Below are 14,871 nucleotides of genomic sequence, written 5' to 3'. Positions count from 1 at the left end.
GGCGGCTGGGGACACGTTCGGCGGCGGAGGGCCTTAACCAGAACTTGACGGGTTCGGCGACTGCTCGATAGCGCCGGACGGGGCGTCTTGCGGCGGCGGGAATGGAGAATTCCTGTGACCTGCCCGCGACGAGGAGGGAATCCTGATGTCCGATCGAGGCGATCTTCCGGCGCCGAGCCAGGGGCTCGTGCTGACGCACTTCCTGGCCGTCCGGGACGTGGCCGTCTCCAGGGAGTTCTACGCGAACGTCCTCGGCGGCAAGGTGGTGCTCCCGGAGAACCCGGCCATCGTCCAGGTGGCCAACAGCTGGATCATCATGAACCCCGGCGGCGGCCCCACCCCGGACAAACCCGACGTCGTACTGAGGGCGCCCGAGCCCGGCGATCCGGTGTCGACGTTCCTCAACGTCCGGGTGGCCGACATCGCGGCGTTCTACGCCGCGGCCACCGCCCAGGGCGCGCAGTTCCTGACCGAGCCCCTGGACCGCAAGGCGGAGATCCGCTGCTACATGCGCGACCCGGACGGCTATCTCATCGAGGTCGGCCAGGCCACGGGCATGCTTCACGGTGTCTTCGCCGACCGTCCCGCGCCCGGCTAGTCGGCAGGTGAGATCTCCACCGCCTGCGCACCGGCCGGCGCGTGTTCCTCCACGGCCGCGCGAGGTCATGACCTCGAACGTTGTAGGGGGAGGCAGCGGCCGGAGCACCGCCGGTTGAGAACGGGCCCGTCTCCTCGCAGGCACCGGGCCGCGTCTCGGCACCGATCACCGGTGGGCTCGGCGAGAACGGACGACCGGACACTGCGCATGGTGGATCAGGCCGTGCGTCACCGAACCCAGGTGCCGGATCCCCGGGGTCAGGAGTCCCTGCGAGCCGAGGATCAGCAGCTCGGCCTCGTCGCGGACGATCACGACCGGGCCCGGGGCGTGCTCGACCAGGAAGCGTCCGGTCGAACCGAGCAGAAGACCGGCGAAACCGCCCCGTCCACGGTTCCCGACGACCGTTTCGAACCCCTTGGACGACTCCTAACGGAGCGCCTTCGTGACGACGATCGGATCGGTGCCGGCAGGCTTGCCGCCGGCAGCGTTGGAGGTCGTGACTTGGGGATCACGAGTAGTGGGCCGTGGTCGTCTTCCTCGGCCGGCGGGCGGACCGGAGCTGGCATGGAGGTGGGCCTCGTCGTGAATGGAGGCGGCCCCCTGGCCGTGGCCAGGGCGCCGCGGAACCGGTGCGTGGACCTGCTGCGCGTGTGTGCGATCGGCGCGGTGGTGCTGGGCCACTGGCTGCTGGTCGACATCACCTACCGGGCCGGGCACCTGTCGGGCCGCGACACCCTCCAGTACATCCGCTGGGCGCGCTGGGGGACCCTGGCGATGCAGGTCATGCCGGTGTTCTTCGTGGTCGGCGGGTATGCCAACGCAGTCTCCTGGACGGGACACCGCCGACGGGGAGAAGGCTGGACGGACTGGATGCGCGGCCGGATGCTGCGACTGCTGTGGCCCACCACGGTGTACGTCGCGGTGGGCGCGCTCGCCGTCACCGTGGCCCGGTCCGCCGGGGCGGAGAACGGCGAGTTGGCCCAGGCCGGCTGGCTCGTCGCCCTGCAGTTGTGGTTCCTGCCCGTCTACCTGCTGCTGATCGCGCTCACTCCGCTGATGCTGGCCGCGCACCGGCGCTGGGGGTTGGCGGTGCCCGCCATGATGGCCGTCGCAGCCGCGGGGGTGGACGCCGCGGTGCTCGGTCCCCGCGTGCCGCTGATCGGCTATGCGAACTACCTGCTGGTGTGGGGGGCGATGCATCAGTGGGGATTCGCGTGGCAGGACGGGACGCTCACACGTCCCCGGTGGCGCTGCGGGGCGTTGGCCGCCGTAGGAGTCTTGTGCCTCGCCGCACTGCTGACCTGGGGTCCTTTCCCGGTTGACATGATCGGGGTTGGAACGCGGGTGGGCAACACCTCCCCGCCGTCGATTGCCCTACTGGCGTTCGCCGCCGCCCAGACCGGGTTGCTGCTCACGCTCGAACCGGTCCTCGGGCGTCTGGTCGCCCGCCCATCTCGGTGGCGGCTGGTCTCCCGCCTCAACCGCACGGTCATGGTCGTCTACCTGTGGCACATGGTGCCGGTGGTCATCGTGGCCGTCGCGCTCTACCCCACCGGTGTCATGCCCCAGCCGGCCATCGGCTCGGCCGAGTGGCTGGTCTCGCGCCTGGCCTGGATCGCCCTCCTGGTGCTCGTGATGGTGCCGCTCACCGCCGTCGTGATGTGGGCCCACCGTCCGTTGCGCCTCCTGCCCGAAGGGCTGGGAACGGCGGGTCGGTGGTCACCGATCCTGGTGCTGTGCGGCCTCGCCGCCACAGTGCCCGCGCTCGCCAGGCTCGCCATCGGCGGCTTCGCCCCGGGCGGACACCTGCCCGGACCCGTGCTGGTGGTCTATGCCTGCGGCCTCCTCGCGGTCTTCTGGTCCGGCCGTCCGCCGTCCCAGGACCGGTCACCGGCATCGCCACCACCCCGAACCGCCGGATGACCCCCTCCTCACCCCGCCAGAGGGCCCGCCGCCTGGCGCGGTGAGCGTTTGGGGGCTATGGGGTCACCGGTTGAACAGTTCGAAGGCGACGGCGGGTTCTCCGTTGAATCGTGGGCTCTGCGCGGCGGTGTCGTCCCCCAGGAAGCGGCGTACGTATGCCTCGGGGTCCTCGTCGGTCAGGGCTTCGATGTACGTGCGATGCTCCAGTAGCGACTGGACGGCCTGCTCGAACCCTGGGCCCGCGGGAACCGCGTGGGTGGGGTTCGGGGAGTTGGCGACGGCGACCCAGCGGACGCCGGGCCATGGACGCAGGCCTCGTTCCGACAGTTCCGGGAAGATCCAGCGGTTGCCCGCGTCCGCGGCCGCGTCGAGGACGGCGCGACCCACGGCCACGTGGTCCGGGGTGTTCCAGGTTCCCGGACCCCAGGTGGTGTGATGGTTGAGAGTGATCACCAGTTCGGGCCGGTGGCGGCGGATGGCGGCGGCGATGTCGCGACGCAGGGCGACGCCGTACTCGATCACGCCGTCCTGGTGGTCGAAGAACTCCACGGAGGTCACACCGACGGCTGCGGCGCTCGCGCGCTGCTCACGCTCCCGCAGGGGTGCGGCCTCGGCCGGTGCCATGGAGTCGATGCCGGCTTCGCCCCTCGTGGCGAGGACGTAGGCGATCTCACGGCCGTCCTGGACCCATGACGCGACGGCGGCCGAGCATCCGTACTCAAGGTCGTCAGGATGGGCAACCACGGCGAGAGCACTCCGCCAATCGGTCGGCATGGGCTGCAGCGGAGGAAGCGATTCGGTCACCGGGTCTCCCTTGATGGTTTGTTCCCGTGGTGGTGCGTGAGGCGCGGCGCGAGAGGCGGCTCCATCGACCAGCCGTGGACTCGCCCATGAGCCGGGTGCGGCTGCGGTGCCGTTCCATGCAGGGTCACGAAGACCACCGCCGCGCCGACCCCGCTGACGGCTGCGCAGAACAGCATCGCCCGGACGAACGATGCCTCCAGCGCGGCGCCCGAGCGATAGGCGTCCGGCGCCATCCCGATGAGCAGCGGCAGCGCCGCGACCGCGACCAGGCCTGCCGCACGCGCCGCCGCGTTGTTCACGCCGCTTGCCAGGCCCGCGTTCGAGCTGTTCACGGACGTCAGGAGGGTAACAGTCAGTGGAGCCACCATGATGACCATCCCGGCCCCCAGGACGACCAGACCGGGGAGGACGTCCGGAACATAGGACGCACCGGCGTCGACCCGAAGCATCAGGAGCATGCCCGCCGAGCACAGGAGCGGGCCCACTGTGAGAGGAAGCCGCGGACCGAGTCGTTGGGCAAGGACACCGGCCTGGGACGAGAAGAACAGCATGAGGACGGTCGTCGGCAGCATCGCGGCGCCGGCTCCGAGCGCCGAGTACCCGACGACCGTCTGAAGCTGGAGCGAGGTCATGAAGAAGAACCCGCCCAGGCCCGCATAGACGCAGATGGTGATCAGGTTGACCGAGGTGAACCGGCGAGAGGCGAAGATGGTCAACGGCATCATCGGGTCAGGGCGCCGGCGCTCGACGAGCACGAACGCGACGCCTGCCGCCACTCCGCCGAGCGCGGCGACCGTGGCCACCGAGCCCGCGGTGCGCGCTTCGGTCAGCGCATAGGTCACCAGGGCGAGGGCGAGGGCGCCAAGGACGGCGCCTGTGACGTCGAAGCGTGGTCGCCGGCCAACCGTGACACCGTCCGAGGGCGCGGGCGCCCCGACCGATTCCGGTACGTGGCGAAGGGCGACAGGGACGCACACCAGGGCCAGCGGCACGTTCAGCACGAAGGTCCAGCGCCATCCCGGGCCGTCCACCAGCCAGCCTCCCAGGAAGGGTCCGGCCGCCGACGCGATGCCGCCGAAGCCCGACCACAGGCCGACGGCCCGGGCCCGGTCGTCCGGATGGAACGACGCCTCGATGATGGCCAGCGAGCCCGGGGTGAGGAGGGCTCCGCCGACGCCTTGCAGGGCGCGGGCGGCGATGAGCATGGCCGGGTCGGCGGCCACTCCGCACAGGAGGGACGCGACGGCGAACCACACGACCCCGAGGACGAAGATCCGGCGCCGTCCGAGGCGGTCGCCGAGGGCTCCGCCCAGCAGGATCAGGCCTGCCAGGGTCAGCATGTAGGCGTTGACGGTCCACTGGAGGACCGCCAGGTCCGCGTCGAGGTCCTCGCCTATGTGCGGCAGGGCGACGTTGGTGACCGTGGAGGCCAGGAGCACCATGCTCGAGCCCAGGACCGTGGTCAGCAGGATCCAGCGGCCGCGGGCTGTGGCGATGCGTGTGGTGGGGGGTTCGTTGGGGGAATCGTCCATGGTGAGCTTTCGGGACGTGGCGCACCGTCGGTACTTGATGGTGCCTTCGGTCGTCAGGGGTGGTCGGTGGCACGGTCCGTACGCGCTCCCCGGCTTCGGGAGAGGGAGCGCGTACGGACCGTGCGGGGGCGGTGCCGGTCAGCCGAACTGGCCGGGCTGGTAGCCCCCGGCGGGCTGCTGGTTGATGACGTTGATGCGGTTGTAGGCGTTGATGACGCCGAGCAGGGAGACCAGGGCGACGAGCTGGTCTTCGTCGAAGTACTTGGCGGCGTCCGCCCAGGCCTCGTCGGTGACTCCCCCGGCCGCGTCGGCGATGCGGGTGCCCTGCTCCGCCAGCTCCAGGGCGGCGCGCTCGGCGTCGGTGAACACCGTCGCCTCGCGCCAGGCCGCGACCAGGTTCAGGCGCTGGGCGCTCTCTCCAGCGGCCGCGGCGTCCTTGGTGTGCATGTCGGTGCAGAATCCGCAGCCGTTGATCTGGCTGGCGCGGATCTTCACCAGCTCCTGGACCACCGGCGGCAGTGAGGAGTCCGAGACTGCCTTGGTCGCCGAGTTGATGTGCTTCAGCACCTTTCCCGCGAGGGGGTGGCCGAAGTAGTTGAGGCGCGGTTCCACGTTGATCTCCTTGCCGGTGTTGCGGATACCCAGTTCTGACCGGGTTGGCGGGCGATCTGTGACAAGGAACGAAAGACGGCGCCCACGCCCCCGTTTCGCGCGGGTGGGCGTCGCGGGCGATGGTCTTAACGACCACCCGGCTCAACCTCTCTGTCAAGCGGAAGGGAGGCGGGGAGCGCCGGCGGTCATCCTTGCCGGGTGACCCGCAGGTGTCGCCGTTCAGCCAGTTCCTCCGCGCTGACCACGGTCAGAACCGGGGTGCCGGGCGGCGCGAACATGGTCACGACCAGCTGCGACTGCGCGTCCGGAAGGTTGTTGGCGCCCTGGATGTGGATCACGTCGCCGCCGGGCTCGAACAGGGCGTCACCGGCCTTGAGCACCCGGGGCGGCTCCCCCTCCAACTCGAAGAGGATCTCACCCTCGGTCACATAGCCGAAGACCGGCCCGGGGTGCCGGTGCGGCGGCGCGCCGGCGTCACCCGGCGGCAGGGTGACGCGGATGGTCCTGGCCTCGGCGCCGGCCGGGATCCGGGCGGCCGCCTCCGGCAGGGACGCGACCAACTCGACGCCTGGGGGCAGCTGTGCATGCTCAACGCTCATGTTTCCTCCAAACAGGGACTGTCTGCAGTAAGGACAGGCAGGCCTCCCCGCTTGTGACAGCCTGCGCGAGCGATCCCGGCCAGGGCCGCGCCGGGCGCCCACACCGCGCCCCTCACCCACCGCCGAGGTTCGGGCCTCCGGTGTCACAGGTGGGACCGCTGCCCGGTCATCTGAGCTGGACGGACCGTGAAGCGATGGGAGCGAGACAGTGCCGCCAGCAAACGCCAGGGGCCGGATCCGGGTCCGGATGGCCGCACGGCCGGTCGACGAGCCGCATCGCGTCTCCAGCCCGCTGGAGTTGCTGTTCGACCTGACCTTCGTGGTCGCCGTCGCGGCCGTCACCGCCCAGTTCGCGCACAGCATCGCCGACGGACACGCCCTGGCCGGGCTCGTTCCGTTCCTGCAGGTGTTCTTCGCGGTGTGGTGGGCGTGGATGAACTTCACCTGGTTCGCAACGTGGTATGACACCGACGACGTCCTCTACCGGCTGCTGACCATGGTGCAGATGGCCGGTGTCCTGGTCCTCGCCTCGGGCGTGCGGGCCGCGGCCGACGACTCCGACTACCGGGCCGTCGCGACCGGTTACCTCATCATGCGGACGGCCCTCGTCGCGCAGTGGCTCCGGGCCGGTGTCGAGGACCCGGCCGGCCGTCGTGCCGCGCTGCGGAACGCCCTCGGCATCGCCGTCGCGCAGGCGGGCTGGGTCGTCTGGCTCGTCCTGGCGGAGACAGGCGCCCTGCCCTCGTGGGCCCAGGTACCGTCCTTCGCCTGCCTGGCGGCCCTGGAACTCGCCGTGCCCAGGTGGGCGGAACGGAACAGCCCCGCCAACTGGCACCCGCATCACATCGCCGAGCGCTACGGCCTGTTCACGATCATCCTTTTCGGTGAAAGCGTCCTCGCCGCGTCCAACGGAGTCCACGGAGCGCTCGAGGAGACCACGACGGGCCGGCCTCCCATCATCATCGTCGCCGGTTCCGGTCTCATCCTGCTGTTCGCCCTCTGGTGGCTCTACTTCCTCGCCCCTGCCGGCGAAGGGCTGAACGACCGCCGCCACCTCTCCTATCTGTGGGGATACGGCCACTACGGAATCTTCGCGAGCCTCGCGGCACTCGGCGCCGGACTCGAGGTGGCGGTCGAGCAGACCGGACACGACCTCAAGGCGTCCTCCCTCGCGATCTGCTCCGCCGTGGCCGTCCCGACCGCGCTGTTCGTCGCGTTTCTCTGGATGGTCGACACCCCAATCCTGGCCGAGCCCGTCCTCCGTCCCGCCGTGGTCCTGTGCGGCGTCACGACCATCCTGCTTCTGCCTCTGGCGGCAGCGCGCATCGGAATCGTCGCGGTCATCGCGGCGATCACCGCCGTCTGCGTCCTGATGACCGCCGTCACCATCGCTCGAAGCGAGGACGGGCCCCGCGGCTCGCGACTCGGGCGGCGGGCCTGCCAAGGGCGGCATCCGGCGAGTACGTCCCTCTGAACGGCTGCACGCCGACAAGGGCCGACACACCCACCTCATCAACGAAAGGACGACGAACAATGCCATCTCACGGTGACCTCCCCGTACCTGGCCACGGTCTCCTCCTCACGCACTTCCTGACCGTGCGCGACGCCGCGGTCTCTACGCGCTTCTACGCCGACGTTTTCGGTGGAGAGGTCGTGATGGAGGGGAACCCGGCGATCGTGAAGGTCGCCAACAGCTGGATCATCATGAATCCCGGTGGCGGGCCCACCCCCGACAAGCCCGACGTCACCTTGACCGTGCCCGAGAACCTCGAGCGGGTGTCCAGCTTCCTGAACGTGCGCGTGGCGGACATGGCCGCCTTCTACGCGCACGCCGTCTCCAAGGGCGCCCGCTTCCTGACCGAACCCCTCGATCGCACGTCCGAACTGCGCTGCTACCTGCGCGACCCCGACGGCCACCTCATCGAGGTCGGCCAAACCACCGGCCTGCTCAACGGAATCCTGGCCGACCACCCCGCCGATTCCTGACCGGAGCGCTCGGGCACGCGTCCGGCTTGCCCGAGCGCTCCCGCACCAGAGGCTGGGCGCTCAGGACGGGCATTTGGGGACGGTCTGCATCGTCTTGATCGAGGCCAAGGGAACGATTCGCATGGTGTCGCCTAGGCGGAGGACCATTCTGCCATCGGCGGCGCTGATGTCTTTCCCGCAGTAGCGTGCGTTGTCGGTGTCAACGATGAGGACGACGCCGTCCGGCCTGCTGACCGGGGCCGTCCAGGTCAGCACGACCGCGACGGCAATCATGGAAACGGCGAGCAGAGTCAGCCGAAGGGCCCGCGCCATCGCGTGGCGAATGCGGACGACCTCGCCGTCGCTCCAGTCCTCCAGGTCCTCGCCGGTCATGAGGATCTCGTCGGACGGTGATCCGTGCGCTGCCGACAAGGCCTGCAGCGTCGCGGTGACGAGTGCCGCCAAGGCCAGGATCAGCAGGACGACCACGCACCAGCGGATCGGCGTCGCGAGGCCGGCGAACCCGTCGCGGCCCTTCACGACCAGCACGGCCCCGAACAGCGATGTGAGTCCGGCCAAGCCGGTGCGCCAACTCTCGGCCTGCTTCCGTGCCGTCTCAACGGCGCCGAATCGAAGCTGCTGGGCCTTCATGTCCCAGCGATACCGGTCGAGGCTCACGGAAGCATCACCTGCCAGAACGCCCCGCACCCCTTGTCGAAGTTCTCCGATGGACGCTCAGCGTGGACGCGACCGCAGTCGCAGGTGAGCGTGCGGGGGCCCGGGCTCGGTTTGGGCCGTTCGTTGCGTCGCCCCTTGGTGCCAGGGGGGCCGAACTTCCACTGTCTGACGACCCTCGCACCACACCCCGGGCACGTTCCGACGATGTCGTACCGGGTTCCGTCGGGTGTGGGGGTCACGGTGAAGCCGTCGCGCCGCAGCCCGTGGTCGATGAGGCGGTACTCGACCGGCCGGTGCTTCTCGACATCAGCGCTCATCGTCGTCTTCCAGGCTGTATCCGAACAGGGGCTGGTACTTGCGGAGCCGGGCCGTCACCCGATCCTCGGACTCCTCGAAGTCCTTCGCCGCAGCGGTGATGTGATGCCGTTCGACGACGCCGCCGACGACCGGCGCCTGGCCGTCGAGGTACTGGGTGATCACCAAGAGGTCCTGCCAGTGGACGAGTTCGTCGGGGCACGCCTCTGGTGAGTAGTCGAGCACCAGTCCGAGCGGCTGGATCCGGGCGAACCGCTGGTGGGCGTAGGCGAGTGTCCATCCGAACCGGCCCGCCGTCTGGACGAGGTGGAGTGCGTCGATCCGGTTGATCGGCTCGACCCTCCAGTAGTTCTCGACTCGACTGGTCATGGTGAGGTCATAGCGGTCGGGGAAGAAATCTCGGTAGTCCGCCATCACCGACGGGCCGACCTCAGGGACCGGGGCCCCGATGACGCGGTATTCATAGAGGCGCTCCAGGAACTCCTGAACCGAGAGATGCGAGTCCGCGCAGGATTTGAGGATCCGCCACGGATCGAGCCTCCATTCGATCGGTCTCAGGGAACTAATAATCTCGAAGAAGTTCCCGGCGAGCGCGAGCCGCTCCACATACCAGTCGATCTGAATATCGGAATTCCTCACCCCCAAAGGAAGTCGTGACAGGTCAGCCGTCTCCGGAAAAACTTCAACATACTCTTCGACCGTGGATTTCAGATCAGACTTAAGCGTCATGGACAGGGTCAGAATTTCCGGAACCGTGACAGGACGGCGCAGTGCGGCCAACCTGGCAAGTCTACGACACTCGTTCAGACGACGCCGATATACAGGCCGCCACTTGGGACCAATTTGCTCCATGATGAGGTCGATAACACCCCAAGGGCCCACGCGACGTTCGATATCACCAACAAGGCCCGAGTAGACGCGCTGCAATACCTCTCTCTCCACCTCCATGACCGGCGCCCCGTCAACCCCTGACAGGTCTGGGATATCTAGAAACCCAGCTGCGGCGATCCGGCTCAGCTCGCCAGCGAGTTCGTGCACATCCTTCTCAAGTTTAACGGCCAACGCGAAGAAGTCGGTCGAGGTCAGCACTCTGTCGCCCTTACCGAGAATCTCGAAGGCTCCAAGTTCGGATGGCGTCAGGTCATCGGGGTAGCGCTCTCGATTGACCACCTGGTACCCGAGGGGCGCGAAACGGTCGAACATCTCCAGGATCGTCGGCACTGGAAGATCGAGGATCGAACTGGCTCGGGCGACGTGCGCAGGAGTGACATCAGTGTCTATCCATGGCCCCCAGCCATTGATATCCCGGGAGAACAACTTAACCTCGACCTCCGTGAAGACGTGCTTCCGGAGACTCTCCAGATCGCGGTCCATGCGCGCGAGGCTGCCCGGCACTAGTTCCTCCATCCGGTACAGGAGTTCACCGAGAGGAATGTTGAGGTGCGCGGATGCCCGCGCTAGAGAACAGCCAAGGAAATGAGCTCCCGTATCACTTTTACTCCACGCCGCCAAAGCCCATCGCAGTGGTTCATCGTCCTCTTCGACAGCCCTTTCAGGGAGCGGAATTGAACGCAGACAGGACACGTCGAGTCCGGCGATAGCGAACCTCCGCAGCCGAAGCAATCTCGAAAGAGGAACCTCACCCTTCGGGCTTCTCAGCTCCAGTAGCTGGTCAATTGAAGGCCTGCCGAAGCGGATGCCCAATCCGTAATTCCTCCAATCGTAAATTCCCTCCACCAAGTGGGAGTCGCACGGCTCCAGCCCCGGGAAGCCATCAAGTGAACGCGGAACAGGAAGATTTCCCCCATCCCCGATAATGCCATTCTTGATCCATACTCCGATGCGCCATGAGCGCAGCCACAAATTTTCTTCTGTAAACCACCATATGTTCCGCTCGGCCACGATCCGATCGTCGATGGGGAGGCAGCCGACCGCTCGCAGCGATGCGACCTCGTTCCGCCCCCAGATTCCTCCGACCGGAGCCATCGCATCGTTCTCGACGATGTGGTCGAAGATCTGCTGTGCGATCCCAGGAGAGGACTCGGTGACTCTCCAGAGCCAAGAGAGGGAGAACTCCGGCCATTCGAGCAGCTCCGGGAGCGACGCCTCGATCTGCTGCTTGACCCAGTCCCTGTCCCACTCCTGGAGCTTGTTCCGGTCGACGGTGAACCGGGGGCGGTTCTCACCGCGGAGGTTGACCACCAAGCCGTACATCTCCTCATTGGTCCGGATGCCGTCGGCCGCGACCCCACCCTCACCGGAGACCCACCAGAGGTCGTCCCCGTGCTGGAGTGATTCGGCCGTTCCGCTCGGCGGACGCAGTCTCTCGGGTCGCCAGGTCTCTTCGCCGACCTCATCCTCGATCACATCGACATGGAACTCCGACAACCACAGCAACCGTCGGAGGGTGCGGAGCACCGAGACCTGGTCGTCGCCGGTCAGGTAGAGGCGGACGCGGGTGCCGCCCTCGGGTTCGCCGGGGACCTCGGTGATCTGGAACAGGCTGCCGCTGCTCGCGATCCGGATGCGGTACGCCTGCCCGCCGACCTGGTCGTCCTCGTCGACCGAGCGGGTGGTGATCTCGATCTCGTCAGCGATCATGAAGTAGCTGAAGACCCCGATGCCGAACTGGCTGTTGGGGATGAGGCGGAGAGAAGGATCCCGTTCCTGCCACCGGGTCTGTTCGTAGCGGAAGTCCTGGCGATAGACGAAACGCTCGCCCGCGTTCGCGAAGGTGTTCTTCAGGGCCTCGACGGTCATCCCGACGCCGTTGTCACAGCATTCGATGTAGTCACGTCCCGAGGGGTCCGTTCCCTGCCGGAAGGTGATGTGGCCGTCCCAATTGACGAGCTGGAGGCGACGCAATTCCCTATAGCGCCTGCGGGTACGGCGGTACCGGCAGGCGTCCAGGGCGTTCTGGTACAGCTCGCGGATCGCCAGGGACGGATCGCCGTAGAGCTGCTTGCCCATGAGAAGCTCGCGAACCTTCTCGTCGGAGAGCCGGAACGCCAGCAAGGGGGTCTTGTAAACCGGGCGGCCCTCATGGTTGACCGCCCGGAGGCCGTCGGAGGTCAGGCGCGCCGGCAGTGTCTCCAGGAGGTCGGAGGCCATGCCGCCGAGCGCGGGAAACTCGGAGCGCGCCCGTTCGGACCGGTTGGCGACATGCTCGAAGGCGTCATGTATCGCCGCGTGGTCGCAGGTCAAGGTGAGGTGCAATTCGCCAGCGGCGTCCTGTTCCCACACCAGGAGTTCGGCTGCGCGATGGAGGGCGCTGAGCTGGAGTTCGTCGGTGATGCCCAGGTGGTCGACGACGACCGTCGGCATCCGGCGGGGGTCGGCCGCCATGGTGCCCGCGACGGCGAGCAGGGTCACCAGGGCGCGAGTGCGGTCGGTGAAGTCCTCCCCCTTGATCCGGTCGCCGAGGCGCCGGTCGTCGGCGTCGGCTCCGACGCTGTGCATGAGGACACGGCAGACTCCGGCGAGTTCGCCGGTGGTGAGCCGACCGGTGCAACCGCTGGCGGAGAGCCGGGAGGCCAGCCGCACGGTCACATCGTGGGCGACGCTGCTCTCCCATAGCCGAGGACGGGCTCCGAGCCAGCGATGGACGAGCCACATCGCGAGCGCGTCCCTGGCGTCGTGGCGGCCGCGTTTCCCCAGGCCTTCGGCGCGACGGCACACGTGTTCGTGCATCGCGAAGGTGAGCTCGAGGTCGTCGCGCAGGCCCGTGGCGAACAGTCGCTCGAAGTTCGTCGGCTGTAGGCCGGCCGCGTCTCTGAGCCCCTCCGCCATGACGGCCTCGCGGAGGAACGGCACGGCGATGAGCATCCCGAGTTCCTGGGCCTTGAGTCGTGCGTCCGGGGCAAGGCACAGGTCGAGGGTGGAAAGCACCCGGGTCGGGTACGAATGGGCCGACCACGGGTCGGCCAGGCCCGCGTCCCTGAGTGCGCTTTCGGCCGCGAGCCAGTCCTTCACGCAGGCTTCGACGACTGTCAGAACAGCGTCGCGGGTTTTCTCCACGAGGGCTTCGTCGCAGTTCGCCCGCTCCCAAAGAGGAGTGAGCATGACGGCCCTGCGCCAGGCAGCGCTGATCTGATCGCCTTCGCAGATCCGCTTCGAACCGGCGTCGCGTTCGCTGGCCCAGGTCCGTTGCGGGGTCTGCTCCGGAGCATCGGTGTGCGCCATGCGGCGGACCATCTGCTCCCGGGTCGCCTCGAAGACCTCGTCGAGGGTGCCTGCGGGGTTGCGGCGGGCGAGGACCTCGCTGAGGGTCTGGGTGAAGTAGCTACCCGACTCGTCGTAACCGCTGGTCTGGCCTGGTTGGCAACTCGTCAGCAGGGCGAAAGCCCCGTTCGGCGGGTGGTAGAGCCGTCCGCCATGCAGACCGGGCAGAACCCGACCGGACGGATCGTCGCGACAGGCGTCCACGATGAGGACGATCAGACCGGCCCGGCATTTCTCGACGGCCTTCGGCACCAGCGGAACGAGACTGTCGGGGTCGGGGAGGGTGTCGTCGTCCAGGTCGGCGTAGACGTCGCCCGGGACCAGGTAGGACTGGCCATCGATGACGATGCCGTGGCCCGAGTAGTAGATCAGCAGGACGCTGTCCTCCGGAGCCTCCAGGCAGGCCCGGCGCAGAGCCTGCTGGATCGCCCCCCGTCTGGGCTGTTCGCCGCCGTCCTCGCTCGGGGCACAGCGCTCGATGGAGTAGTCCGACTCACGGAGCGCTTCCGACATCCGCTTGATGTCGGCCTTTACGGTCCCACTCAAAGGGTTGAACAGGTCGCCATCATATTCGGAGACACCGATAAGGAGGGCATGACGTTCACTCACGAGCAGCACCTATCGCAAGTAGTCAAAATCGCCGAGGAGTAACCATATCCTCCTTGGATCGCCCTCCAGAGGCGTTTGGTTCGAAGCTGTGGAACATCCCCTCCCGCGGCGTCCGACAGTCACAGAATCGAACTCTCCACTCAATTGCACTGTCCGCCGGTTTCGGTGCTGCGATGGCCGAGGCCAACGACCTTCGCGTCGCAGCATGAGCCCATGCATGTCGCGGTACGAGACCGTCGCCGCTGCGAGCGCCGCGAGGGCGGACAAAGGCTGCTGTCGTGGTGGCGATTCGGCGGGGCGAGTGCGCGCTCGGTTGTGGGGCGGGGTTTGGTCAGCGTCCGGCGAGTTGGGGTTCGCGCCGGCTGGGACGGGGGGCGTCGGCGGGGTCGGTGGTGGTGGCGAAGAGGGCTTCCAGGGCGGTCACGTCGCCTTCGCGGGCCGCGCCGCGGAACGCCGAAAGGAGGAGGCGGTGCTCGCCGGTGTCGATCGTCCTGCGCCGGGAGCCGTTCAGGTGTTTGCGGGCCCGGCTGACCAGCTGGCGGACGTTGGCCGGGCTGAGCTGGATGATCTCGGCGATCTCCTCGTAGGGGTACACGAACGCCTCGCGGAGGATGTACGCGGCGCGCTGCGCCGGGGTGAGCCGTTCGAGGAGCAGCAGCAGGGCGTGTTCGAGGGCGTCGCCGCGCTCGGCTCCGGCGGCGGGGTCGGCGCCGGTGTCGACGGGCTCGGGCAGCCAGGGCTCCATCGCGGACTCGCGACGGACCCGGGCGGACTGCGCGGCGTTGATGGACAGCCGCGTGGTGATCAGGGTGAGGAACGCGGCGGGGTTGGCGATGGCCGCGCGTTCGGCGCCCTGCCAGCGCAGCCAGGTGTCCTGGACGAGGTCCTCGGCCTCAACCCTGCTGGCGAGCATCCGGTAGGCGATGCCGAAGAGGCGCGGACGCGTTTCGAGGAAGACGGCGGTGGCCTTGTCGAGAGAGTTCAGCTGGTCTTGTACTGCGTTCATGCTCACGGG

General features: G+C 68.0%; 13 protein-coding genes and 1 pseudogene. 4 read left to right on the top strand and 10 right to left on the bottom strand.

The features are described from left to right. The first annotated feature begins 145 nt into the window (after nucleotides 1–145). A complete protein-coding gene (locus AB0L06_RS18700) occupies nucleotides 146–598 on the top strand; it encodes a VOC family protein (protein ID WP_500232271.1) in 453 nt (150 codons plus the stop codon). A gap of 165 nt (nucleotides 599–763) precedes the next feature. Here the strand turns inward: AB0L06_RS18700 and AB0L06_RS18695 are convergent, their stop codons facing one another. Both AB0L06_RS18695 and AB0L06_RS18690 read right to left on the bottom strand, forming a co-directional pair. Then, on the bottom strand, nucleotides 764–910 hold the full coding sequence (locus tag AB0L06_RS18695; RefSeq protein WP_500232270.1) for a universal stress protein: 147 nt from the start codon (nucleotides 908–910) through the stop codon (nucleotides 764–766). Continuing rightward, nucleotides 911–988, bottom strand: a pseudogene (locus AB0L06_RS18690) (hypothetical protein); the annotation flags it as partial. Between the two features lie 243 nt (nucleotides 989–1,231). On the opposite strand from AB0L06_RS18690, the gene AB0L06_RS18685 reads away from it, so the two are divergent. Beyond that, nucleotides 1,232–2,521: an acyltransferase family protein gene (locus AB0L06_RS18685; RefSeq protein ID WP_500232269.1), complete on the top strand. Its 1,290-nt coding sequence runs from the start codon at nucleotides 1,232–1,234 to the stop codon at nucleotides 2,519–2,521. Nucleotides 2,522–2,584: 63 nt separating this feature from the next. Here the strand turns inward: AB0L06_RS18685 and AB0L06_RS18680 are convergent, their stop codons facing one another. From AB0L06_RS18680 to AB0L06_RS18665, 4 genes are all read right to left on the bottom strand, one after another. After that, entirely contained in the window at nucleotides 2,585–3,325 is a 741-nt protein-coding gene (locus tag AB0L06_RS18680; protein ID WP_500232268.1) for a PIG-L deacetylase family protein, read from the bottom strand. Beyond that, complete coding sequence (locus tag AB0L06_RS18675; protein WP_500232267.1) at nucleotides 3,322–4,857, bottom strand: MFS transporter; 1,536 nt, start codon at nucleotides 4,855–4,857, stop codon at nucleotides 3,322–3,324. The genes AB0L06_RS18680 and AB0L06_RS18675 overlap by 4 nt, the downstream gene beginning before the upstream one ends. A 138-nt stretch (nucleotides 4,858–4,995) precedes the next feature. Continuing rightward, nucleotides 4,996–5,469: a carboxymuconolactone decarboxylase family protein gene (locus AB0L06_RS18670; RefSeq protein ID WP_500232266.1), complete on the bottom strand. Its 474-nt coding sequence runs from the start codon at nucleotides 5,467–5,469 to the stop codon at nucleotides 4,996–4,998. Nucleotides 5,470–5,654: 185 nt separating this feature from the next. After that, on the bottom strand, nucleotides 5,655–6,068 hold the full coding sequence (locus AB0L06_RS18665) for a cupin domain-containing protein (RefSeq protein WP_500232265.1): 414 nt from the start codon (nucleotides 6,066–6,068) through the stop codon (nucleotides 5,655–5,657). A gap of 247 nt (nucleotides 6,069–6,315) precedes the next feature. On the opposite strand from AB0L06_RS18665, the gene AB0L06_RS18660 reads away from it, so the two are divergent. Together AB0L06_RS18660 and AB0L06_RS18655 are read left to right on the top strand one after the other, a co-directional pair. Beyond that, on the top strand, nucleotides 6,316–7,542 hold the full coding sequence (locus AB0L06_RS18660) for a low temperature requirement protein A (RefSeq protein ID WP_500232264.1): 1,227 nt from the start codon (nucleotides 6,316–6,318) through the stop codon (nucleotides 7,540–7,542). Between the two features lie 59 nt (nucleotides 7,543–7,601). Continuing rightward, nucleotides 7,602–8,054, top strand: coding sequence for a VOC family protein (locus AB0L06_RS18655; RefSeq protein ID WP_500232263.1), 453 nt, complete (start codon nucleotides 7,602–7,604; stop codon nucleotides 8,052–8,054). Nucleotides 8,055–8,114: 60 nt separating this feature from the next. Here AB0L06_RS18655 and AB0L06_RS18650 read toward each other — a convergent pair whose 3' ends face one another. The 4 genes from AB0L06_RS18650 to AB0L06_RS18635 form a co-directional block, all read right to left on the bottom strand. Beyond that, the gene (locus AB0L06_RS18650) at nucleotides 8,115–8,711 is read right to left on the bottom strand and encodes a hypothetical protein (RefSeq protein ID WP_500232262.1); all 597 of its coding nucleotides are present in this window, start codon (nucleotides 8,709–8,711) and stop codon (nucleotides 8,115–8,117) included. Further along, entirely contained in the window at nucleotides 8,708–9,028 is a 321-nt protein-coding gene (locus AB0L06_RS18645) for a hypothetical protein (RefSeq protein WP_500232261.1), read from the bottom strand. The genes AB0L06_RS18650 and AB0L06_RS18645 overlap by 4 nt, the downstream gene beginning before the upstream one ends. After that, nucleotides 9,018–13,856: an HD domain-containing protein gene (locus AB0L06_RS18640; RefSeq protein ID WP_500232260.1), complete on the bottom strand. Its 4,839-nt coding sequence runs from the start codon at nucleotides 13,854–13,856 to the stop codon at nucleotides 9,018–9,020. The genes AB0L06_RS18645 and AB0L06_RS18640 overlap by 11 nt, the downstream gene beginning before the upstream one ends. A gap of 331 nt (nucleotides 13,857–14,187) precedes the next feature. Then, nucleotides 14,188–14,862, bottom strand: a complete 675-nt coding sequence (locus AB0L06_RS18635) for a sigma-70 family RNA polymerase sigma factor (RefSeq protein WP_500232259.1) — start codon at nucleotides 14,860–14,862, stop codon at nucleotides 14,188–14,190. Between the last annotated feature and the right edge of the window lie 9 nt (nucleotides 14,863–14,871).

Source organism: Spirillospora sp. NPDC052269, from assembly GCF_040679435.1.
In the GTDB taxonomy this organism is placed as follows: Bacteria; Actinomycetota; Actinomycetes; order Streptosporangiales; family Streptosporangiaceae; genus Spirillospora.
This window is presented reverse-complemented; position numbering and strand designations above follow the sequence as displayed.

Coding starts and splice junctions, on each gene's coding strand:
- AB0L06_RS18700 (WP_500232271.1), top strand. CDS start 146: ATGTCCGATCGAGGCGATCTTCCGGCGCCGAGCCAGGGGCTCGTGCTG.
- AB0L06_RS18675 (WP_500232267.1), bottom strand. CDS start 4,857: ATGGACGATTCCCCCAACGAACCCCCCACCACACGCATCGCCACAGCC.
- AB0L06_RS18665 (WP_500232265.1), bottom strand. CDS start 6,068: ATGAGCGTTGAGCATGCACAGCTGCCCCCAGGCGTCGAGTTGGTCGCG.
- AB0L06_RS18660 (WP_500232264.1), top strand. CDS start 6,316: ATGGCCGCACGGCCGGTCGACGAGCCGCATCGCGTCTCCAGCCCGCTG.
- AB0L06_RS18655 (WP_500232263.1), top strand. CDS start 7,602: ATGCCATCTCACGGTGACCTCCCCGTACCTGGCCACGGTCTCCTCCTC.
- AB0L06_RS18645 (WP_500232261.1), bottom strand. CDS start 9,028: ATGAGCGCTGATGTCGAGAAGCACCGGCCGGTCGAGTACCGCCTCATC.
- AB0L06_RS18635 (WP_500232259.1), bottom strand. CDS start 14,862: ATGAACGCAGTACAAGACCAGCTGAACTCTCTCGACAAGGCCACCGCC.